Genomic DNA, 22,347 nt, shown 5'->3' on the forward strand with positions numbered 1-22,347 from the left:
AGAAAACTATAACCGGGTACAGTATGTTTTCCTTAACTTTATCGCGTTACCGCAAGCAATTACTTTGTACCGCATTATTTTCAACATTGATTATCTCAGGGTGTACGCTTGATAATCAAACTGCGGGTACAGGTGGCAAAAACCAACCGGAAACGCTGGTTCAGCAATATCAGCGGGTTATCGATGCTGCCGCCGGACAGCCGTCAATGGATGCCGTTCGTGCATTTATCGCTCAGGAGCCACTGCTCACCGACCCGGACGCACACCAGCAAAACATTAACGAAACCTGGCTGATGCTAACACGTTTTTCACCTGATGAGCGCAACAAGGTTCAGATTAACGCCGATGAAACCACTTTGCGTGGCTGGATGGATCTCCTGATCATCTGGCAGGGCAACCAGCAGGATCAGAAAGCGCTGCTTGCCGCCATCGGTGACTGGCAAATCCGTTATCCGGAGAACCCGGCGGCAAAACTTCTGCCGCAGGATTTAATCCAGTCCATGAGCAGCATGTACAATCAGACCGGCAAAAATGCCCGTGTCGCGCTCTTTCTGCCGCTGAGTGGTCAGGCAAAACTGATGGGTGATGCCATCCGTCAGGGCTTTACTGATGCACAAAATGGTGCGGCAAACTTTGCCACCGGCTATCAGCGGACAACAACACAGACTCCTGCAAATCAGCCCGCGCTGACAACAGAGCCGGTGACAGTACAAACCACTGTCAGTGCCGCAGATCCGGATAAAGATATCAGCACGCCGGATCAGGCTAATGGTGCGCCATCCAATAATACTGACAGTGACGGTGCAACGGCTGCCAGCCCGGTCGTGGCGGCGGCACAGGAACCTGCCGTAACATCTGCTCCGCAGGCTCAGCCATACAGCGGAGAAGCCCGCAATGTCACAGACGTAAAAATCTACGACACCGACAGCCAGCCGCTCACAACATTACTGGCACAGGCACAGGCTGACGGCATGGATTTGATTGTCGGGCCATTGTTCAAGGGGGATGTTACTGCCCTCGCATCAAGTAATACACCTCTGAACATTCTCGCGCTCAATGAATTAGATACACCAATTGCCAAGCCGAATGTCTGCTATTTTTCACTTTCTCCGGAAGATGAAGCCCGCAATGCCGCGCAGTTTATCCGTCAGGAAAATAAATCTGCACCGCTGGTACTGACGCAGGACAACAGCTTCGGTCGTCGTATTGCGCAAAGCTTTGCTGAAGAATGGCAGAAAACCGGCGGCGGCGTTGTACGCCACCAGACGTTCTCCGGAAATCCGGGCAGCGCCATCCCGCTTTCCGGTGTCCCGGTTATTCCTGCATCACAGCAGACCGGACAGACTGAAGGTTTGGTAAGCCAGCCGGAGCCTGCCGGTGGCGGTGTGGATTCTGTCTATATTATCGCCACCTCCGATCAGCTGACTTACATTAAACCAATGCTGGAATTTGCCACCAGTGCCCGCGGGCGTCCGGCCTTTTATGCCAGCTCCCGCAGCAACAAAGCCGGCACCGGCAAAGATTTTCAGTTTGAAATGGAAGGTCTCAGACTGACTGATATTCCGTTAATTGCAGGTGGTAACCCGCAGTTACTGAGTCAGGTCGCCGGACGGTTTGGTAATGATTATACCCGGGTCCGGCTGTATGCCATGGGGATGGATGCCTGGCGCCTGGCAAATCAGTACGGGGATATGCAGAGCCATTCCCTGCGCATAAGTGGTGCGAGCGGAGATCTCTCCATTTCGGATAATTGTACGGTTTACCGCCGGCTTCCGTGGCTTGTCTTTAAGCAGGGCAACATCACACCGCTGGCATCTGCTGACTAAGTTTTGTCTGATTTTTGAGGGTGACCGGATGTCACCCCCGTTCTGTTTGGCATAATAGATTCACAGGGATGGCGTATTTATGCTTAGATGGCTGACAGGCCGGCAGTACGAACAATCTGCCAGGATCTGGCTGGAGAGTCAGGGACTGACGTTTGTTGCACAAAACGTCCGGTTTCACCGTGGTGAAATCGATTTAATTATGCAGGATAACGGCACATGGGTATTTACTGAAGTCCGTTACCGCCGCAATGCACTGTATGGTGGTGCTGCGGCCAGTGTCACCAAAACCAAGCAGCGCCGGTTACTGTATGCTGCCGCCTGCTGGTTGTCTCAGCGGCAGCTGAGCATGATGACCTGCGACTGTCGTTTTGACATTTGCGCCATAACCGGTGACCATGTCGAATGGCTGAAAAACGCCTTTGGTCATACTGACTTTTATTAATGTAATATACCCGACGTCATTCAGGATGCAGCCAACGAACCTGCAGTTTGAATGAATAAGGGTATAACCCGTCGCTAATAGCAGGCCCTAACGTGTTAGATAGAATCAAACAGTGTTTTACTGAAAGTATTCAGACTCAGATTGCGGCGGCGGAAGCCCTGCCGGATGCCATTTCCCGTGCGGCCATGATGATGGTTCAGTCTTTATTAAATGGCAATAAAATACTCTGTTGCGGAAACGGCGGTTCCGCGGCGACTGCATCACGCTTCGCCACCAGTATGATCCACCGCTTTGAGACTGAACGTCCGAGCTTACCGGCACTGGCGCTGAATACAGATAATGTCGTGATGACGGCGATTGCCGCCAACCGGCAGCAGGATGAGATTTATGCTAAACAAGTCCGGGCTATCGGACAGACAGGTGATGTATTACTGGCCATTTCCACACACGGAAACAGCCGTAATATTATTAAAGCTGTCGAGGCTGCGGTTACCCGCGATATGACGATTGTTGCCCTGACGGGCTACGATGGCGGGGAACTGGCCGGATTACTGGGTCCGCAGGATGTTGAAATCCGCGTGCCGTCACAACGCAGTGTTCGCATACAGGAAGTGCATATGCTGACGGTAAATTGTTTATGTGATTTAATCGACAATACCCTTTTCCCCCATCAGGAAGACTAAGGAGATATTATGAGAATCGTGCCCGTGGCAGCACTTGTCTGTACCGCATTACTGTTACAGGGATGTATCGGCGCAGCTATCGTCGGGTCGGCGGCTGTTGCAACCAAAGCCGCTACAGACCCCCGATCTGTCGGTACACAGGTCGATGACGGCACATTAGAAGCCCGTGTCAGTGGCCAGCTCAATAAAGATAAAGATATCAAACAGACGCGTATTATCCCGGTTGCCTATCAGGGAAAAGTTCTGCTGATTGGTCAGGCTGATGATTTGTCTCTGGCGCGGCGCGCAAAAGAAATTGCCGCTAAAGTTGACGGAACCGAAATGGTCTACAACGAAGTCCGTCAGGGAGCCCCTGTCGATTTGGGCACCGCATCAAAAGATGCATGGATAACCACCAAAGTCCGCTCCAAGTTACTGACCAGTGACGCGGTAAAATCGGCTAATATTAAAGTGCTGACTGAAAACGGAGAGATTTTCCTGTTGGGTGTGGTAACGCGTCAGGAAGGCGCTGCCGCGGCAAAAATTGCCAGTGAAACCGACGGGGCGAAGAAAGTCACCACCGCCTTTACCTGGCTGAATTAACCGGGGCTTTCAGAAACAGATAAGAAACCTGACCCGGAGTCAGGTTTTTTTTACTCTGCGTTTCAGACCGGTCTGTCACGGCAGGTTTACTGTATTGATAAAAAACACAGGATATATCAATAAATAACAAATATTGAGAGAATTATATCAAACTTACTAATTCAACCACTCTCATTATTTATACTTATCGTTAAGACGAAAAAAAAAGGAAATTGATTATATTCCGGTTACTTATCTGTCAGGTTATTTTTCTCCAGGAACCCGGTCCCGCCCAGCAGTTGCATCTGGTGTAAAATCCATTGCTGGCGACCGCGTACATAAGCAGATGGCTTATCCGCGCGCAGACGATGCGGGTTAGGTAATACCGCAGCAAGCAGAGCTGCCTCAGCCGCTGTCAGGTTTTTGGCACTTTTACGGAAAAAGTGCTGTGATGCCGCTTCCACGCCAAAAATCCCCGGTCCGAACTCAGCAATATTGAGATAGACCGTCAGTATCCTGGATTTTGACCAGATAAGTTCCACACCCGGCGTCAGCAACGTTTCCAGCCCCTTACGCACCCAGCTGCGCCCGTCCCACAGGAACAGATTTTTCACTGTCTGCTGTGTCAGTGTGGACGCGCCTCTGGATGAATGCCCTTTTTTACTGCTTTGTGAGAGCGCATCAGAAATTGCGTCAAAATCAAATCCGTGATGATCCGGGAAGCGTTGATCTTCTGATGCAATCACCGCCAGCTTCATATTAGGAGAAATGGTACTTTCGCCTGCCCATGTGCTGCGGGCGACATAAGAAAAATTAAATGTTACCCATGCTGAAACCTGCCTTTCCAGCATCACCATAGAATAGGGTACAGGGAGAAATGCGAACAAAATTATCATTGTTACCCATAACAACATAACAAAAACAACTATTTTCCGCAGAAACCGCAAAATCCTCCCCATAATTTCCCTCACTGATCATCCGGCCATTTGCAGAACTTTCTTAACCAGTTTATCAATACCGGCCTGCGCCTGTACGATATTCTCAGCCAGCATATAAGCTGGTGTTGTTACGATTTTATGGGTTTCGTCTACGACGATATTATCCACCGTACAGTTTACATGAATGCCACCCATTTCTGCTATCGCTTCTGCAATAGCGGGATCATCACCAATGGTAAGCTGAACTGATGAATTTACGATTTTCGGGATCATTACCGGCGCGATGCACATAAATCCCATCGGTTTGTTTTGTGCCAGCATTCCCCTCGCTAATAATAAAAAATATTTATTAATTTCACAGGCAGATCCTTTTGTGGCGAAATCACATAAATTTTTAGCAGCGCCAAATCCCCCGGGGATAATCAGGGCATCAAGCTGCGCCGCATCAGCCTCCGATAACGGGCGGATTTCCCCGCGGGAAATCCGTGCGGACTCTTCCAGAACATTACGTTTGTCGTTTTTTTCCTCACCTGAAAGGTGATTAATAACAGTGCGTTGAGGTTCATCCGGTGCAAAAAAATGAACGCAGGCACCGGATTGTGTCAAACTGAGCAGTGAAAGAACGGATTCATGGATCTCGCTGCCATCAAAAACACCGCACCCACTTAAAACAATACCAACGGATTTCATATCGGACTCCCTTTGCAGTAGATTAATCCCTGACCTTTCAGAGACGCAAACACCTATCTTCATCACAGTTTTTAATGAATCTTGTAACAAAAATACTTATCTTTGCTATGTTGATGTCTGTATGATGTGAAAGCCTAATTCATCACTCGCCTAAATAACGATAAATAGTTGAAGCGGGTGAACCAGTTTCCCTGGTGTTGGCGCAGTATTCGCGCACCCCAACTTCGGTTGGGGTTATTTTTTACCTGCGATCAGCCAACCACTTTCTTAAAATACCCACCTGACTTTCCCAATCATGATTGAGTTCATCAACCCATTCCTGCACATTATCCGCCCATGCCGGTAAATCCGGAGACTGAATCTGCTGAGCGACCTGTCTCAGATGAACCAATCCGACAGAGCCTGCCGCACCTTTAATCTTGTGTCCTTCTTCCGCAACACCTTTCTGATCTTTTGCCACCATATTGGAATTGAGAATAGCCAGATAACCCGGCATCATTTTTTCAAACACATCCAGGCTGTCATGGATAAGTTTAGGTCCCACCAGTTCGATGTACTGATTCAGCATCTCCAGATCCAGTGACTGCGCATAAACGTCCTCTGCGGCTTGTGGTGCAGATTCAGACGCAGGCAGACCCTCGGTACCATCTCCCCAGAATTTCGCTATGACCTGCGTCAGAGCGCCGACAGCAAGTGGTTTACTCAGTACCTCATCCATTCCGGCATCCAGATACTCTTTTTTATCTTTGAGCACATTTGCCGTCAGTGCCACCAGCGGCGGCAAGTCATCCGGCTGATAACGCCGGTGCAGTTCACGGGCAATATCCAGCCCGCTCATATCCGGTAACTGAATATCCAGCAGTACCAGGTCATATTCTTCAGGAGAGAACATCGCCAGTGCGTCGTGACCATTCATGGCGACATCCACGGTATTGCCCAGTTTTTCCAGGACAGAGCGCGCCACCACCACATTCAGCTCAATATCTTCCACCAGCAAAATATTCAGTGCCGGCAGAAGCAGACCATCATCTTCATCCTCTGCCGACTCTTCCTGCGCGGGTGCGCAAATTGAGAGTGTAAAACAGGAGCCTTTGCCCGGCTCACTGGTCACGGTGATATCCCCGCCCATTGCCTGTGCCAGACGGCGGGAAACCGCCAGACCAATTCCTGTGCCGGTTGCCGGACGCCCGCCTGCGCTGTCCGTGACCTGGTAATACATCACAAAGATTTTTTCCAGCTCTTCCTGCGGGATACCTATCCCGGAATCACGGACCTCAAAATAGAGCATGTCATTTGCTTCACGCCACACTTTTACCGAAATTCCGCCCTTACGGGTAAATTTCACACCATTGCCAATCAGGTTCCACAGGATCTGGCGCAGACGTGTGCCATCCGTGAGAAGCACCTGCGGAACAGGCTGAACAAGATCAAGCGTAAACTGCAATCCTTTCGGGTGAACCAGCAGCCCGGAGAGATTTTCCAAATCTGAAATAAACTCAGCTGAATTCACCGGTTGTATATCCAGGCGGACATTGCGCCGCTCCAGCTTATCCATATCAATCACATCATTGAAGATATTGCCGAGTGTCACAGCACTGACGTGGATAGTTTTCAGGTAATTTTCCTGCTCCGCGTCCAGTTCTGTATCCAGCAAAATGCGGCTCAGCCCGACAATACCGTTCAGCGGCGTGCGCAGTTCGTGACTGATGGTGGAGATAAACGTGGTTTTTTCACGGCTGGCGTTTTCAATCGCCTCCTGATAATGCTTGCGCTCAGTGATATCACGACCGAATCCCATCAGACCGTGACGCTTTCCGACACTGTCATAGAACGGCACTTTGCGCAGCTCAAAGCAGGCTTTCCGCCCGTCCGGATACACCAGCCACTGCTCATAAGTGAGAGAGACATTATGGCGGAAGACTTTTTCATCTGTTTCCATCACTTTATCAGCAATTTCAGTCTCATAGATATCACGCGGAGTCAGCCCGCGCAGCAGTTTTTCACTGCGCCCGGTCAGCAGTTCCATCGCGCGGTTACAGCCGGAGAATTCATTTTTTTCGTTGCGGTAGTAAACCAGATCAGGAGAGGCATCCAGAAAAGAGCGCAGCAGGACAGATTGCTGCTCAAACTCCAGTTGGGTCTGCTCGCGGCGGCTCATCTCTTTTTTCAGTTTATCCAGCAGGACAACCTGCTCGCCTTCCACTTTTTCGCGCTCAGTGATAACCAGATTCAGTTGGCTGATGTTTTCCTTCAACTGCTCATTAAGCTCCAGATCCCGCTTGCGCATCACTTCCAGTTTGCTCACCAGACGCGACAGACGCTGGCGGGATTCCTCCAGTTGCTCCACCACCACAGACATAAAATAGACGGCCCATGGCGTGATAAGCAGCCCGAAGAAAATCGACCGGACAAGATCGATACTCTGCACTTCTCCCTGCAAAAGTATCGTGACGGCAATCTGCACCACCATCGCCAGCACCACCAGCCCGGAAGCCAGTAATAACGAGAACCTGACAAGCCCGAGCTTCATCAGTAAATCAACATAATATTGCGCTAAACCGCGTAGCAACTTCATACCTGCTCCACCCGCTGAATAAGGGTTAGTATCATATCGTAAAATGTGCGGATCACCGCGTGCTGAGCTGTTATTGTCCCGGCCCGTATCATAACGGATTACATAAAAAATCAAATTAACAGAAAAAATAACCACATCACACCGGATAATATGACTGCTTTGATACCGGTCTCTGTTTTTTTCACTGAACAAAAATAAAAACACGACATTTATCTGCAAATTAGCAGGAACAAAGCAGATAAAATCAGGTTATATAAAAAAATGCCCATGCTACATGGTGCTAAGCCGCAAAAAACAGTGATATTCATCACATAAAAAAAGGGTTATACATCCGCATAAAAAATGGAATGAAAGACCATAAAATAGTTCTTTTTCATTGTATTATCGCAACAATCAGTATCCGTTACTGCTATTTCCCTGATATTTGACCTGAATATCATTTACCGATAAGTTGAAAACGACCTTCCGGGCTGCCTGTCGCCTGCTCCGGCATCATAACTATTCATACCGGTACCGGCACAAACACATCATCACTGTCTCTTTTACTGACGTATTAACTATCAGTAACGGCTGACTGAGGCCCGGAAACACGCTTAGTCGTTGAATTAACGGCACAATGTGAGACACGCAAAAGGGGCCTGTATGCTTTATAACCCGTCACAAGACAAGGATAACTGCGGTTTCGGGCTGATAGCCCATCTTGAGGGAGAGCCCAGCCACAAAGTGGTGCGTACCGCAATCAATGCATTAGCCCGTATGCAGCACCGCGGGGCTATCCTCGCCGATGGCAAAACCGGCGACGGCTGCGGGCTGCTATTACAAAAACCTGATCGCTTCTTCCGATTGATAGCTGAGCAGAATCAATGGCAGCTGGCGCGTAATTATGCAGTCGGGATGCTGTTTCTCAGTCAGGACCCGCAGATTGCACAAGCCTGCCGCGAAATTATCGAAGAAGAACTTCGTGATGAAACACTGTCTGTTGCAGGCTGGCGCAAAGTGCCGGTCAGACCGGATATCCTGGGTGAAATTGCCCTTGCCGGAATGCCTCTGATTGAGCAGGTTTTTGTCAATGCGCCGGCCGGATGGCGCGCACGTGATTTGGAGCGCCGCCTGTTTATGGCGCGGCGGCGTATTGAAAAACGCATTACTGATCCGGATTTCTATGTCTGCAGCCTTTCCAATCTGGTGACGATTTACAAAGGATTATGCATGGCGGCAGACCTGCCGCGCTTCTATCCTGATCTGGCTGATTTACGGATGCAATCTGCCATCTGTCTGTTCCACCAGCGATTTTCGACAAATACCGTTCCCCGCTGGCCACTGGCGCAACCTTTCCGCTATCTGGCACACAATGGTGAAATCAATACCATTACCGGCAACCGTGAATGGGCTCGGGCCCGCGCCTATAAATTCCGTACGCCGCTTATCCCTGATCTTATCAATGCAGCTCCGTTTGTGAATGAAACCGGATCTGACTCCAGTTCACTGGATAATATGCTGGAGTTATTTCTCAACGGCGGAATGGATATGGTGCGCGCCATGCGCCTGCTGGTGCCGCCGGCATGGCAAAATCATCCGGATATGGATGAGGATTTGCGCGCCTTTTTTGATTTCAACTCCATGCACATGGAGCCGTGGGATGGTCCTGCCGGTATCGTGATTTCTGACGGGCGCTATGCCGCCTGTAATCTTGACCGCAACGGATTACGCCCCGCGAGGTATGTGATAACCACCGACAAGCTAATCACCTGCGCCTCTGAAATCGGAATATGGGACTATCAGCCCGATGAAGTGGTGGAAAAAGGGCGTGTCGGACCGGGCGAGCTGATGGTTATCGACACGCAGGAAGGTAAAATTCTGCATGCACATGAGACGGATAATGACCTCAAAACCCGCCATCCGTACAAAGCCTGGCTGGAAAAAAATGTTCTGCGTCTGACACCTTATGAAACCCTGATGGACAGTATGCCCCCTCAGCGGACACTGGATGACGCACAGCTTGCCGTTTATCAAAAACAATTCGGTTATACCCTTGAAGAACTGGAGCAAGTACTGCGGGTACTGGGTGAAAACGGACAGGAGGCAATCGGTTCAATGGGTGATGATACCCCGTTTGCGGTACTCTCCGCCCGTCCCCGTCTGATTTATGATTACTTCCGTCAACAGTTTGCTCAGGTCACAAACCCGCCGGTTGATCCGCTGCGTGAAGCCCATGTGATGTCACTGGCAACCAGTATCGGGCGGGAAATGAATGTCTTTTGTGAGGCAGAAGGTCAGGCGCACCGCCTGAGCATGAAATCCCCGGTACTGATGCACACTGATTTTGAGCAACTCCTGAGCCGTGATCCGCATAACTACCGGTCGGAAGTATTTAACCTTTGTTTTAATCCGCAGGAAACCTCACTGGAGCAGGCGATCCGTTCTCTGTGTGATAATGCAGAAGCCGCCGTCCGCCGGGGCGTGGTGCTGGTGATACTCAGTGACAGACATATCTCACCTGACACACTACCGATCCCCGCACCAATGGCTGTTGGTGCAATACAACAGCGCCTGGTCAGCCAAAATCTGCGCTGTGATGCCAATATTATTGCTGAAACTGCCGGGGCGCGTGACCCCCACCACTTTGCCGTCCTGCTTGGTTTTGGTGCCACGGCTGTTTATCCCTATCTGGCCTGTGAATCATTGCTGAAATTAAGCAGCGCCGGAGTAATTAATCACCCTGCGCAACAGGTTCTGCTTAACTACCGTAACGGGATCAACAAAGGGCTGTATAAAATTATGTCCAAAATGGGGATCTCCACAGTCGCTTCCTACCGCTGTGCAAAACTGTTTGAAGCGGTCGGGCTGGATAATGCGGTGGCGGATCTCTGTTTTCAGGGCGCGGCAAACCGGATCGGCGGGGCTGATTTCAGTGATTTTCAGCAGGATCTGTCTGATTTATCCCGCCATGCCTGGCTGCCGCGCAAACAACCGGATGCGGGCGGGCTGCTGAAATATGTCCATAACAGTGAATATCATGCCTGGAATCCGGATGTGGTAAACGCATTGCAAAAAGCCGTTCACAGCGGAGACTATGCCGATTACCGGTGTTACGCGGATCTGGTTAACACCCGCCCGGTCGCGATGTTGCGCGACCTGCTGGCACTGCGTACGGATACACAGCCCGTAAGCATAGATGAGGTGGAATCCGCCGACTCTCTGTTTACCCGGTTTGATACCGCCGCGATGTCTGTCGGCGCATTAAGCCCTGAAGCCCATGAAGCCCTGGCGATTGCCATGAACCGCCTCGGCGGCAGCTCCAATTCAGGTGAAGGGGGTGAAGACCCGGCGCGTTACGGAACAGAAAAAGAGTCCAAAATTAAACAGGTGGCATCAGGACGGTTTGGTGTAACGCCGGGCTATCTGCGCAGCGCCCGGGTTATTCAGATTAAAGTGGCTCAGGGTGCAAAACCCGGTGAAGGCGGACAACTTCCCGGCGATAAAGTGACGCCGTATATTGCCTCACTGCGCTATTCCGTTCCCGGTGTCACACTGATTTCCCCGCCGCCTCACCATGATATTTACTCTATCGAAGATCTGGCACAGCTGATTTTTGACCTCAAGCAGGTTAATCCGCAGGCGCTTATCTCCGTCAAACTGGTGTCTGAACCGGGTGTCGGCACAATCGCGACCGGGGTAGCAAAAGCCTACGCGGATCTCATCACCATATCGGGTTATGACGGCGGCACCGGTGCCAGCCCGCTGACCTCGGTAAAATATGCCGGTTCTCCGTGGGAACCGGGTCTGGCAGAAGCACAGCAGGCGTTGGTCAGCAACGGATTACGCCACAAAGTCAGGTTGCAGGCAGATGGCGGGCTGAAAACAGGGCTGGATGTTATCAAGGCCGCTATTCTCGGCGCAGAAAGTTTCGGTTTCGGCACCGGTCCGATGGTGGCGCTCGGCTGTAAATACCTGCGTATCTGTCATCTGAATAACTGTGCGACCGGTGTTGCCACACAAGATGAAACACTGCGCCGTGATCATTACCACGGGCTACCGGAGCGGGTAATGAACTACTTCCGTTTTATTGCGCAGGAAACCCGCGAACTGATGGCACAGCTTGGTGTAACAAAGCTGACTGACCTTATCGGGCGCACCGATTTGCTGTATCAGATACCCGGAACGACTGCCAGACATCAAAAAATTAATTTACAGGATCTGCTGGTTTCACCTGTCCCGCAAAACGGGGCTGCCCGTTTCTGCTCAGAAAGCAATCCGGCATTTGATAAAGGTGAACTTAATCAGCGGATTCTTGAGGATGCCCGCCCTTATGTGCAGAATCAGCAATCGCGGGCATTTTATTATGACATCCGTAATACTGACCGCTCTGTCGGTGCATCACTGTCCGGGTTTATTGCAGAAACTCATGGCGACACAGGTGCTGCTGCCGCTCCGCTGAAACTGTATTTTACCGGTACTGCCGGGCAAAGTTTCGGTGTCTGGAATGCCGCCGGTATTGAGTTAACCCTGACGGGGGATGCCAATGACTACGTCGGGAAAGGCATGGCCGGCGGGCAGATTGTTCTGCATCCGTATCCCGGCTCCGCGTTTATTGCCCATGAAACCACCATTGCCGGAAATACCTGTCTTTATGGCGCGACCGGCGGGAAATTCTATGCTGCAGGCTGTGCCGGAGAACGTTTTGCCGTGCGCAACTCCGGCGCTCTGGCTGTCGTGGAAGGCGTAGGTGATAACGGATGTGAATATATGACCGGCGGCATTGTTTGTGTGCTCGGGAAAACCGGGATCAACTTCGGCGCGGGAATGACCGGCGGATTTGCCTATCTGGCTGATGAAGATGGCAGTATTGCCGGGCGCGTTAATCCTGAGATGACAGAAAGCCTTACCATCAGCACGCTGCCCGTTCATCAGGAACACCTGCGCAGCATGTTACAGGAGCATCTCCGCCTGACCGGATCGGCACGGGCAGATGCCATCCTCACCGCATGGACACACTGGGTCGGGCGGTTTATCCTGGTCAAACCCAAATCGGCCGATCTCAGTACACTGATAACACAGCACAGCCGGGTCCATACCGAATTACGTTTGCGGACACCGCAGGGAGAAAAAATATGAGCCGCAATGTTTATCAATTTATTGAATTACAGCGTATTGATCCGCAAAAATTACCGCTGGTGCGCCGTAAAACTGAATTTATCGAGATTTATGAATCCTTCTCACACAACCAGGTTCAGGATCAGGCCGATCGCTGCCTCGGGTGCGGCAATCCATACTGTGAATGGAAATGCCCGGTTCATAACTATATCCCGAACTGGCTGAAACTGGCTGAAGAGGGGCGGATTATTGAAGCCGCTGAACTTGCCCATCAGACCAACAGTCTGCCGGAAGTGTGTGGCCGGGTATGTCCGCAGGACAAACTGTGTGAGGGTGCGTGTACGCTGCATGATGAATTCGGTGCGGTTACTATCGGTAATATTGAGCGCTACATTACGGATAAAGCCTTTGAAATGGGCTGGAAACCGGATCTCTCCGCTGTCCGGCCAACAGGTAAAACCGTGGCGGTAATTGGCGCGGGTCCCGCCGGGCTTGCCTGTGCGGATGTGTTAATCCGCAACGGCGTCAATGCGGTTGTCTATGATAAGCACCCTGAAATCGGCGGATTGCTCACCTTTGGTATTCCGGCATTCAAACTGGAAAAATCTATAATGCAGCGCCGCCGTGAATTATTCACCGAAATGGGTATTGAGTTTCATCTCAATACTGAGATCGGAAAAGATATTTCACTCAGTGAATTACAACAACAATATGATGCCGTATTTATTGGTGCCGGAACCTATCAGCCGATGAATGGCGGACTACCGAATGAACAGGCTCCCGGTGTTTACAGCGCCCTGCCATACCTTATCGGCAACACACGCCATATTATGGAGTTGCCGGATGATAATTCATCGCCCTACATTGACCTGAAGAATAAACGAGTGGTTGTGCTCGGTGGCGGAGATACCGCCATGGATTGTCTGCGTACCGCTATCCGTCAGGGCGCTGCGGATGTCACCTGCCTTTACCGTCGTGATGAAGAAAATATGCCCGGCTCCCGGCGCGAAGTAAAAAATGCAAAAGAAGAAGGGGTGAACTTTCAGTTTCACTGTCAACCCGCCGCCATCAACATCAATGACCGGGGAGAAGTGTGCGGAGTCCGCGTTATGGCAACGCAATTGGGCAGCACCGACAGTAACGGACGTCGTATAATTGAAACAGACAATGATTCCGCTTATACCATCGACGCAGATGCAGTAATAATTGCCTTTGGCTTCCGGCCTCATGCCATGCCCTGGCTGGATGCACTGAATATTAAACGCGACACACAGGGGCGGATCAGTGCCTCTTCACAGGCACAGTACCCGTTTGAAACCTCAGTCAGTGGTATTTTTGCAGGCGGAGATGTGGTGCGCGGATCTGATCTTGTTGTGACCGCCATCGCGGAAGGACGCCGCGCCGCTGAAGGCATTCTCGATTATCTGCATGTTTAAAAACAACAATGCGCTCTGTCATTTCAGAGCGCATTGTTAATCAACCGGACTGAAGCACAAAGAGTATATACCCAACGTCATTCAAGATGCAGGGAGGCGGCAAGCTCCGACCGCCGGGGAGCATACACAAGTATGTGACCCGGCTGTCCTCGTTCCGCCAACAAACCTGCAGTTTGAATGAATAAGGGTATAGGTTTACAGGTTTACAGGTTTACATTAATCAGCTCACCATTACGATTAAAGATAAGCTTCACATCACCGTCAGGTAATGTATCAATCAAATCTCCGGCTTTAGTCACTGAACTTGCAGGATACTGAGTACCATTAATATTGATTAATATATCCCCGTTTCTTAAATTATGCTCTTTCAGTACTTTTGCACTGTTATAGAATAATTCAACTTTACCCTCTGTTGCCCGCAGGTTTAACGATCTGATACGCTTAAAATTCAGCCGGCTTTTTTCACTTTTATTATAACAAATCAGCATTCTGTCCGGTGACAACACGTACTTATCAAATGATTTAAAAAAATCCATTCCGAGGGCACTTTCCGATTTTTTATTACCTGAAAAACGCTGTCCGGGGAAAGTCGTATTATTTAATTCAAAGTCACTGACATAATAAGACGATTTGGTACTTTCCTGCACACCGGTAATATCTGTTGAAACTGAGTTTTCAATCTCATTAAGATAGGTCGCTTTATTATTTTTTATCAGATATTTCAGGATATCCTCAGCCATGTAATTTGACTCAGAACCGGTATCCAGACTGACCTCAGTGCGTTTTTTATTATTAAAATTTCCGCTGAAATGAGGTGAATGAAATGCAACATCACTATAAGGAATACAGTCTTCATATTCTTCAAGGCTTGGCGGATTTGAATACAAGGTCAGCGTTTTATTTTTATTATCAACTTCCCAGTTTAACCGTCTGTAAATATCGATACCCAAAACGCCGGATATTCTCTCTCCGGTTGACTGTGAGAGAATATTAAGGTCATTCGATACCCATACATCCCCGCCATTAAAGGTATAATTACCAATCTTAAAATTAACCGGCTTAATAAAACTAACATTGCCTTCTGTGCCGGGTTTTTCAAGCTCATCAGAATAGTGCTTGTAAGAAACCGGCGGGCTGTAGACTTTATCCGATAATTTGTTGACTAAGGCAGAATCCAAAACAGAAGACGGAGAGGCTGTATCTAATAAGAATGTATACTTGTCATTATCTATTGTCACAGGGACAAGAATATAGCCGGCATTCTGATGTTTAAATGAATGCTTTATGACAGGATCTTTCGGGGTTGATGACCCGGTACATCCGGAGAGCGTAACAGATAGTAATAGCGTTACAGACGTATAAAAAACCTTACTGATTACATTAAATTCCTTTTCCATAACATCCCTGCTCACAAGTAGTTGTAATATATTAATTCATTTATCCATAAAGTAAAATCGTTACTCAGGACAATACGCCCTACCCATATTATTATCAAAAAACCGTTATTCCGTAAAATAACATATTATAACAGTAATAAAAAATAACATTAGTGATTTTACTTTACAGATAATATTATTGATTACATATTCAGATTATTCCATATTACCCTTAAAAAAACCGTACTTTCTTGTATCTCCTGAACTTAACAACTCAATTGTCATTTCATGATTAAATACTACAAACAGAATGCGTTATTTCCCACATTAACTTCAGGAAACTATTATTTTATTAATAACTAATACGTATTTTAAAAAAATGAAATACTGAAAAACCGGAATATCATAATTATTTTATTATATCACAGCTATCAGATTATTATAATTTAACAAACGGATAGCGCCAGAAATCTGATATTTCACTATTGCGGATTAACGGATTAAAAGCAAAAAAAGACCCTGGAACGGGTCTTTTTTAATATTAATATCAGCCGGTTACTTCACAACACGCAAGTTCGGGCGACCGCGCGGCGGCGTTGGTGGTTCGGGTTCGTTTCCGTCCTTTTCCTGCTCCGCTGGTTTTGCCGGTTCATCATGAATAAGTGTGATGTTATCTGTCGCCGGGGCGTGAACACTATCGTCCTCATCTGCCGCGTCATAAGCAGGTTCCGGTTCAAACATCAGTCCGGCACCATTTTCACGGGCATAGATAGCAATAATTGCCGCCATAGGAACATCAACCTGGCGCGGAATGCCACCGAACCGGGCATTAAATCCTACCCACTCGTTGGTCATTTCCAGCCCGCCCACCGCACGCGGTGCAATATTCAGAACAATTTGTCCGTCCTGAGCATACTCCATCGGCACATTAATACCGGGCATATTAACATCAACAACCAGGTGCGGAGTCAGTTCATTGTCCAGTAACCATTCATAATGCGCCCGTAACAGATATGGGCGCCGTGGTGTCATTTCCGGGATATCCATCAGCGGTTAACCTCTGGATTGTAAACGCATTTCGCGCTCAGCTTCAGTCAGAGATGCCAGGAAAGAGTCACGCTCAAACACGCGCTGCATATAGAATTGCAGATGTTTGGTATCTGAAGACGGACGCGCGGACAGATCAATACCCAGAACCGGCAGACGCCATAACAACGGGGACAGATAGCAATCCACCAGGCTGAATTCTTCATTCATAAAATACGCGTACTCTTTGAATACCGGTGACACCGCAACCAGCTCTTCTGTCAGCTGTTTACGTGCCTGGTTCGCTTCCTGGGCTGAGCCTTTCTCGATTTTATTCATCAGCGTGTACCAGTCCTGCTCGATGCGGTGCATCATCACACGGCTCTGCGCGCGCATAACAGGATAAACCGGCATCAGTGGCGGATGCGGGAAGCGTTCGTCGAGGTATTCCATGATAATACGTGAATCATATAACGTCAGTTCGCGATCCACGAGTGTCGGTACCGTCTGGTATGGGTTCAGATCGATCAGGTCTTGTGGCAGATTGCCCGCTTCGACATGCTCAATTTCAAAACTTACCCCTTTCTCCGCCAGTACAATTCGTACCTGGTGGCTGAAAATATCGGTCGGGCCGGAGAACAGAGTCATTACCGAACGTTTGTTGGCAGCGACAGCCATGAAAACCTCCAAGTTTATCAAAATAAAGGCGTGAACAGCGCAGTACGCTATTGCTACCTGTAGTCTCTCACTGAATCCGGGAAAGAAAACCATCGCGGCCAATCAGGATGCGAAACAGTCTTCCGGTTTTAGTTTTCACTAAACCAGCTTAGTGTTCAGGGGTGAGAAAAATGTTTGTGCAAGTCTACCAGATTTCGGTCAACTTAGGGTGAATCTGAACAAAAAATCATTCAAAAATACTAAAAACGGATATTAATCGGGACAGATTAACGAAATAAATGCGGTAAACAGGATAAGACGAGATATTTATAGCTGTTAAAAAAAAACCCGCCGACAGGCGGGTTTTTGTATTCCAACGAAAACAGTGATTAACGTTTGGAGAACTGTGGACGGCGACGTGCTTTGCGCAGACCCACTTTTTTACGTTCAACTTCACGCGCATCACGCGTTACAAAGCCAGCTTTACGCAGCTCAGAACGCAGAGATTCGTCGTACACCATCAGAGCACGGGTGATACCGTGACGGATAGCGCCTGCCTGACCTGAAATACCACCACCTTTAACAGTGATGTACAGATCCATTTTACCTAACATATCAACCAATTCCAGCGGCTGGCGAACGACCATGCGTGCTGTTTCGCGACCGAAATAATTTTCGAGGCTACGTTGGTTAATAACGATGTTTCCACTACCCGGTTTAATAAACACACGAGCGGATGAACTTTTGCGGCGACCAGTGCCGTAGTATTGATTTTCAGCCATTGCCTATAATCCCGATTAGATGTCCAGAACTTGCGGTTGCTGTGCCGCGTGATTGTGCTCGTTGCCTGCGTAAACTTTAAGCTTACGGTACATTGCACGGCCCAGAGGACCTTTTGGCAACATGCCTTTCACAGCGATTTCAATAACGCGCTCAGGATGGCGGGCGATCATCTCTTCGAAGGTCGCTTGTTTAATACCACCGACGTAACCTGTGTGACGATAATAAATCTTGTCTGTGCGCTTTTTGCCTGTTACAGCAACTTTTTCTGCGTTCAGAACAATGATGTAGTCACCAGTGTCAACGTGCGGGGTGTATTCCGCTTTGTGCTTACCGCGCAGGCGGCGAGCCAATTCTGTTGCAAGACGGCCTAAAGTTTTGCCGGTTGCATCAACAACGAACCAGTCGCGTTGTACGCTTTCTGGTTTAGCTGTAAAAGTTTTCATTAAAGCTTACCCAATAAATAAGTTACATGTTGGCGAACACTCAATGTTCAGAAAACTAAAACTGAGGTTCACACGACGCTTGTCCAGTAAACCTACCCCTTCGAGCAGAATCATCTGGCACTAGTTGCGATTTTTTCGGGAAAATAAAAAAACCGCTGTAACGTGGGGTCGCAAGATTATAGAGAACTATCCACAAAAGATCGACCCCAATTTGAAAAAAACCTGAAAGTACTTTTCAGGGGGACGTATTATGCCAGATGCGGCATTTTTAGATACTCCTCACTTTGCATTTCCTGCAATCGTGAAAGACACCGTGCAAATTCAAACGCCAGCAACTTACCCTGATAGAGCAAGTCCATCCGGGTATCCGCCTGAATAATCAGTTTGACCTTCCGCTCATAAAATTCATCTGTCAGCGCGAGGAAGCGGCGGGCGGCATTCTCGTTTTCTGTCGTCAGCTCCGGCACGCCATACAACAACACCGTGTGATAAATTTTTGACAGCGCAATATAATCCAACTGGCTGCGCGCTTCTTCACACAAGGTATGAAATGTAATTGCCAGCACACCGTCAGCTTCCCGCACCACCGGCAGCGGGCGGTGATTAATCGTCAGCAGCATCTGACCGGCATGGTGCCCGCCGCCGGTCAGGCGGGAGAACATAGAATCCAGTACCGCGCCGGTTTGCCCGTCTGACGGGGTCAGCCAGAGGTGTGCCTGTGTGAGTGTCCGCAGACGGTAGTCAATTCCCGCATCAACATTCAGGACATCACAATAGTGTTTTATCTGCTCAATCGCCGGTAAGAAACGTGTCCGCTGCAATCCGTTACGGTACAACTCATCCGGCGGAATATTTGATGTTGCCACCAGCGCAATCCCCCGCTTAAACAGGGCTTCCAGCAGCGACCCGAGGATCATGGCATCCGTGATATCTGAAACAAAAAATTCATCAAAACACAGAACATCGGTTTCCTGCGCAAAGCGATCAGCAATGAGTTCCAACGGGTTTTCATGTCCCTGATGTTCTGCCAGTTCTTCATGAACCCGTAACATAAAGCGGTGAAAATGAAGACGCAGTTTACGTGACCCCGGCAGACTGTCATAAAAGAGATCCATCAGCCAGGTTTTGCCGCGCCCGACCCCGCCCCACATATAAAGCCCCCGTACCGGCTGACATCCTGTTTGCACAGGTATTTTTTTCAGCCAGCGGTTCAGTGTGCCACGCAGCCCTTTTTCCGGCTCTTGTGTGCAGGGAGAAAGCTCACCCAGAGCCTGATGCATCTGCGTCAGCCGTTCAACGGTGCGCCGCTGAACCTCATCCGGCTGAAAGGCAGATCCGGTCAGAGCCTGCTGATACAACTCACGCGGTGTTGTACTCATAAACAGAAATCCCTTAACATTATCAATGGTTTTATACCCAACGTCATTCAGGATGGCGTCAACGAACCCGCTGTTTGAATGAATAAGGATATATTGAGATTTTTATGATGTTGCGGCAGGCATTATACTCAGAAATCCGGGATAATGTCGGCAACCACGATGTTCGCTATTCCCCCCGGACAGCAAATCCGGTTATAGTGATAACAGAATCTTACGCGCATGATGCACTTAAAGGAGTTGCCATGATTTGGGTATATGCACTCATCGGTTTAGCAGTTGGTTTAATCATTGGTGCGCTTGCTGTTCGTCTGGGGAGTTCAAAACTCAGGGAACAGGAAGCGATGAAGCGTGACCTGGATAAAAACAAAGCTGAACTGGAAGAGTATCGTAAAGAGCTCGTCAGTCACTTTGCCCGTAGCGCAGAGCTACTTGATAACATGGCAAAAGATTACCGCCAGTTATATCAGCACATGGCGAAAAGTTCGTCAGAACTGATGCCCGGCCTTCCTGCTCAGGACAATCCGTTTAATTACCGCCTGACAGAAGCTGAAGCTGATAACGACCAACCTCCGGTTAAATTACCGCCGCGGGATTATTCAGACGGTTCATCCGGTCTGTTCCGTCCTGCCGAAAACAAAGAAAGTTAATCTGAAAAACCGTGGATTCCACGGTTTTTTTTTATCTGAATTCAGCTAGTTAATGATTTGTGTGAAACAATTCGTCATTCGAGTTTAAATTCACGTAAAGCCTTGTAAAGGTTATTTTATTCTCATTGAACGCGGAACTTTCATACCTCATATAGAGTCATAAGACTATCTGCGTATGCTGCGGCTTTGTGTGCCGCAGACTCAGCTTATTAAATATGAGAAATAAAATACATGATGAACAAGAAGAAAAAAAACCTGCTCAGTGCTGTTGCCATCAGCCTCGGATTATCACTCTCTGTCATGCCGGCAGTTTCAAATGCCGCACTGCCGGCTAAACTGGCTACCGGTGAATCATTACCAAGCCTGGCGCCAATGCTGGAAAAGGTATTACCGGCTGTCGTCAGTGTCAAAGTCTCAGGTACAGCGGTTCAGCGCCAGCAAGTCCCGGAAGAATTTAAGTTCTTCTTCGGCCCGAATGCACCGTCTGCACAGGAAAGTGTGCGCCCGTTTGAAGGTCTGGGCTCCGGTGTCATTATTGATGCAGCAAAAGGCTACATTCTGACGAATAACCACGTTATTCAGAATGCCGATAAAATTCAGATCCAGCTCAATGACGGACGTGAGTATGACGCCACTTTAATCGGCCGTGATCCGCAGACCGACATTGCTCTGTTACAGGTGAAAAATGCCCCGAACCTGACCGCCATCACGATGGCTGACTCAGATAAACTGCGCGTGGGTGATTTCACCGTGGCTGTCGGTAACCCGTTCGGGTTAGGTCAGACCGCCACCTCCGGGATTATCTCTGCCTTAGGTCGCAGCGGACTGAACATGGAAGGGCTGGAAAACTTTATTCAGACAGATGCGTCCATTAACCGGGGGAACTCGGGTGGCGCGCTGCTCAACCTCAACGGTGAGCTAATCGGTATTAATACCGCGATTCTGGCACCGGGCGGCGGTAACGTCGGGATCGGTTTTGCCATCCCGAGCAATATGGCTAAAGACCTGACCGGTCAGTTGATTGCAACCGGTGAAGTGAAACGCGGCGTTCTCGGGATCCGTGGTACTGAAATGAATGCCGATATTGCAAAAGCCATGAATGTGGAAGCTCAGCGCGGCGCATTTGTCAGTGAAGTTATCCCTAAATCAGCGGCAGCCAAAGCCGGAATCAAAGCCGGTGACGTGCTTATCTCCGTTGATGGCAAGCGTGTCGGCAGCTTTGCTGAGTTGCGGGCAAAAGTCGGCACCACACCACCGGGCAAAGAAGTTAAAATTGGTTTATTGCGTAAAGGCGCAGCCCTGGATGTCAGTGTGATTCTGGATAACAGCGAAGGTCAGACGACCAAAGCTGAAAACCTGACCACGTTGCTGGAAGGCGCGACACTGAGCAACGGCAGTAATAAACAAGGTGACAAAGGCGTGAGTGTTGATGTGGTTCAGAAAGGATCACCTGCTGAAGCATCCACACTACAGGCCGGTGACCTGATTGTCGGCGTCAATAACCAGCGGGTTCAGAGCATTGTTGAGTTACGCAAGATAATTGATGCTAAACCGAATGTTCTCGCACTGAATATTTTACGCGGTGGTGAGGATATTTACCTGCTGCTCAATAATGCCGGCCGCTGATTAGTACCGGCTACAAACAACACAGAACCGCACCACTAAAAATGGTGCGGTTTTTTTTATCCCGCAAGAACCTGCCAGCAATTTTTCGTATAACAGAAAGTGTCATGACAGAAGCGGAATAAAAATTGCGGCTCTGCCCTCCTGCAATAACAGATAACATTGAAA

17 protein-coding genes are annotated in these 22,347 nt (G+C 49.0%); 8 read left to right on the forward strand and 9 right to left on the reverse strand.

Annotation, left to right across the window (positions count from 1 at the left end):
- Positions 1–23 precede the first annotated feature (23 nt).
- From ACMHKJ_RS11300 to dolP, 4 genes are all read left to right on the forward strand, one after another.
- Positions 24–1,826, forward strand: a complete 1,803-nt coding sequence (locus ACMHKJ_RS11300) for a penicillin-binding protein activator (RefSeq protein ID WP_413493995.1) — start codon at positions 24–26, stop codon at positions 1,824–1,826.
- Between the two features lie 79 nt (positions 1,827–1,905).
- On the forward strand, positions 1,906–2,268 hold the full coding sequence (locus tag ACMHKJ_RS11305) for a YraN family protein (RefSeq protein ID WP_413493997.1): 363 nt from the start codon (positions 1,906–1,908) through the stop codon (positions 2,266–2,268).
- Between the two features lie 92 nt (positions 2,269–2,360).
- A complete protein-coding gene (diaA, locus tag ACMHKJ_RS11310) occupies positions 2,361–2,951 on the forward strand; it encodes a DnaA initiator-associating protein DiaA (RefSeq protein WP_067367024.1) in 591 nt (196 codons plus the stop codon).
- Between the two features lie 9 nt (positions 2,952–2,960).
- On the forward strand, positions 2,961–3,533 hold the full coding sequence (dolP, locus tag ACMHKJ_RS11315; RefSeq protein ID WP_413493999.1) for a division/outer membrane stress-associated lipid-binding lipoprotein: 573 nt from the start codon (positions 2,961–2,963) through the stop codon (positions 3,531–3,533).
- A 227-nt stretch (positions 3,534–3,760) separates the two neighbouring features.
- On the opposite strand, the gene mtgA is transcribed toward dolP, so the two are convergent.
- From mtgA to arcB, 3 genes are all read right to left on the reverse strand, one after another.
- Entirely contained in the window at positions 3,761–4,471 is a 711-nt protein-coding gene (gene mtgA / locus ACMHKJ_RS11320) for a monofunctional biosynthetic peptidoglycan transglycosylase (RefSeq protein ID WP_413494001.1), read from the reverse strand.
- Positions 4,472–4,486: 15 nt separating this feature from the next.
- Entirely contained in the window at positions 4,487–5,140 is a 654-nt protein-coding gene (gene elbB, locus ACMHKJ_RS11325; RefSeq protein WP_413494002.1) for an isoprenoid biosynthesis glyoxalase ElbB, read from the reverse strand.
- Between the two features lie 241 nt (positions 5,141–5,381).
- Entirely contained in the window at positions 5,382–7,715 is a 2,334-nt protein-coding gene (gene arcB, locus ACMHKJ_RS11330) for an aerobic respiration two-component sensor histidine kinase ArcB (RefSeq protein ID WP_413494004.1), read from the reverse strand.
- Between the two features lie 642 nt (positions 7,716–8,357).
- On the opposite strand from arcB, the gene gltB reads away from it, so the two are divergent.
- Positions 8,358–12,830 (forward strand): glutamate synthase large subunit, encoded by a 4,473-nt coding sequence (gene gltB, locus ACMHKJ_RS11335; RefSeq protein WP_413494006.1) that lies wholly within the window; start codon positions 8,358–8,360, stop codon positions 12,828–12,830.
- The gene (locus ACMHKJ_RS11340) at positions 12,827–14,245 is read left to right on the forward strand and encodes an FAD-dependent oxidoreductase (protein WP_413494008.1); all 1,419 of its coding nucleotides are present in this window, start codon (positions 12,827–12,829) and stop codon (positions 14,243–14,245) included. The genes gltB and ACMHKJ_RS11340 overlap by 4 nt, the downstream gene beginning before the upstream one ends.
- A 203-nt stretch (positions 14,246–14,448) precedes the next feature.
- Here the strand turns inward: ACMHKJ_RS11340 and ACMHKJ_RS11345 are convergent, their stop codons facing one another.
- The 6 genes from ACMHKJ_RS11345 to zapE all read right to left on the reverse strand — a co-directional run bounded on the left by ACMHKJ_RS11345 (position 14,449) and on the right by zapE (position 19,909).
- A complete protein-coding gene (locus ACMHKJ_RS11345; RefSeq protein WP_413494010.1) occupies positions 14,449–15,642 on the reverse strand; it encodes an aspartyl protease family protein in 1,194 nt (397 codons plus the stop codon).
- 534 nt (positions 15,643–16,176) lie between these two features.
- Positions 16,177–16,668: a ClpXP protease specificity-enhancing factor gene (gene sspB / locus ACMHKJ_RS11350; protein ID WP_413494012.1), complete on the reverse strand. Its 492-nt coding sequence runs from the start codon at positions 16,666–16,668 to the stop codon at positions 16,177–16,179.
- A gap of 6 nt (positions 16,669–16,674) precedes the next feature.
- A complete protein-coding gene (gene sspA, locus ACMHKJ_RS11355; RefSeq protein WP_067366996.1) occupies positions 16,675–17,325 on the reverse strand; it encodes a stringent starvation protein SspA in 651 nt (216 codons plus the stop codon).
- 368 nt (positions 17,326–17,693) lie between these two features.
- Positions 17,694–18,086, reverse strand: a complete 393-nt coding sequence (gene rpsI, locus ACMHKJ_RS11360) for a 30S ribosomal protein S9 (RefSeq protein ID WP_067366993.1) — start codon at positions 18,084–18,086, stop codon at positions 17,694–17,696.
- A gap of 15 nt (positions 18,087–18,101) precedes the next feature.
- Positions 18,102–18,530, reverse strand: coding sequence for a 50S ribosomal protein L13 (gene rplM / locus ACMHKJ_RS11365; RefSeq protein WP_067366990.1), 429 nt, complete (start codon positions 18,528–18,530; stop codon positions 18,102–18,104).
- 248 nt (positions 18,531–18,778) lie between these two features.
- Positions 18,779–19,909 carry a cell division protein ZapE gene (gene zapE, locus ACMHKJ_RS11370; RefSeq protein ID WP_413494014.1) on the reverse strand — a complete coding sequence of 377 codons (1,131 nt, stop codon included), beginning with the start codon at positions 19,907–19,909 and terminating at the stop codon, positions 18,779–18,781.
- A gap of 242 nt (positions 19,910–20,151) precedes the next feature.
- Here zapE and zapG point away from each other — a divergent pair, with 242 nt between their 5' ends.
- Together zapG and degQ are read left to right on the forward strand one after the other, a co-directional pair.
- On the forward strand, positions 20,152–20,556 hold the full coding sequence (gene zapG, locus ACMHKJ_RS11375) for a Z-ring associated protein ZapG (RefSeq protein WP_067401573.1): 405 nt from the start codon (positions 20,152–20,154) through the stop codon (positions 20,554–20,556).
- Between the two features lie 231 nt (positions 20,557–20,787).
- Entirely contained in the window at positions 20,788–22,182 is a 1,395-nt protein-coding gene (gene degQ, locus ACMHKJ_RS11380) for a serine endoprotease DegQ (RefSeq protein ID WP_413494016.1), read from the forward strand.
- Positions 22,183–22,347: the final 165 nt, after the last annotated feature.

This window comes from Morganella psychrotolerans, assembly GCF_965118875.1.
Lineage (GTDB): Bacteria > Pseudomonadota > Gammaproteobacteria > Enterobacterales > Enterobacteriaceae > Morganella > Morganella psychrotolerans_C.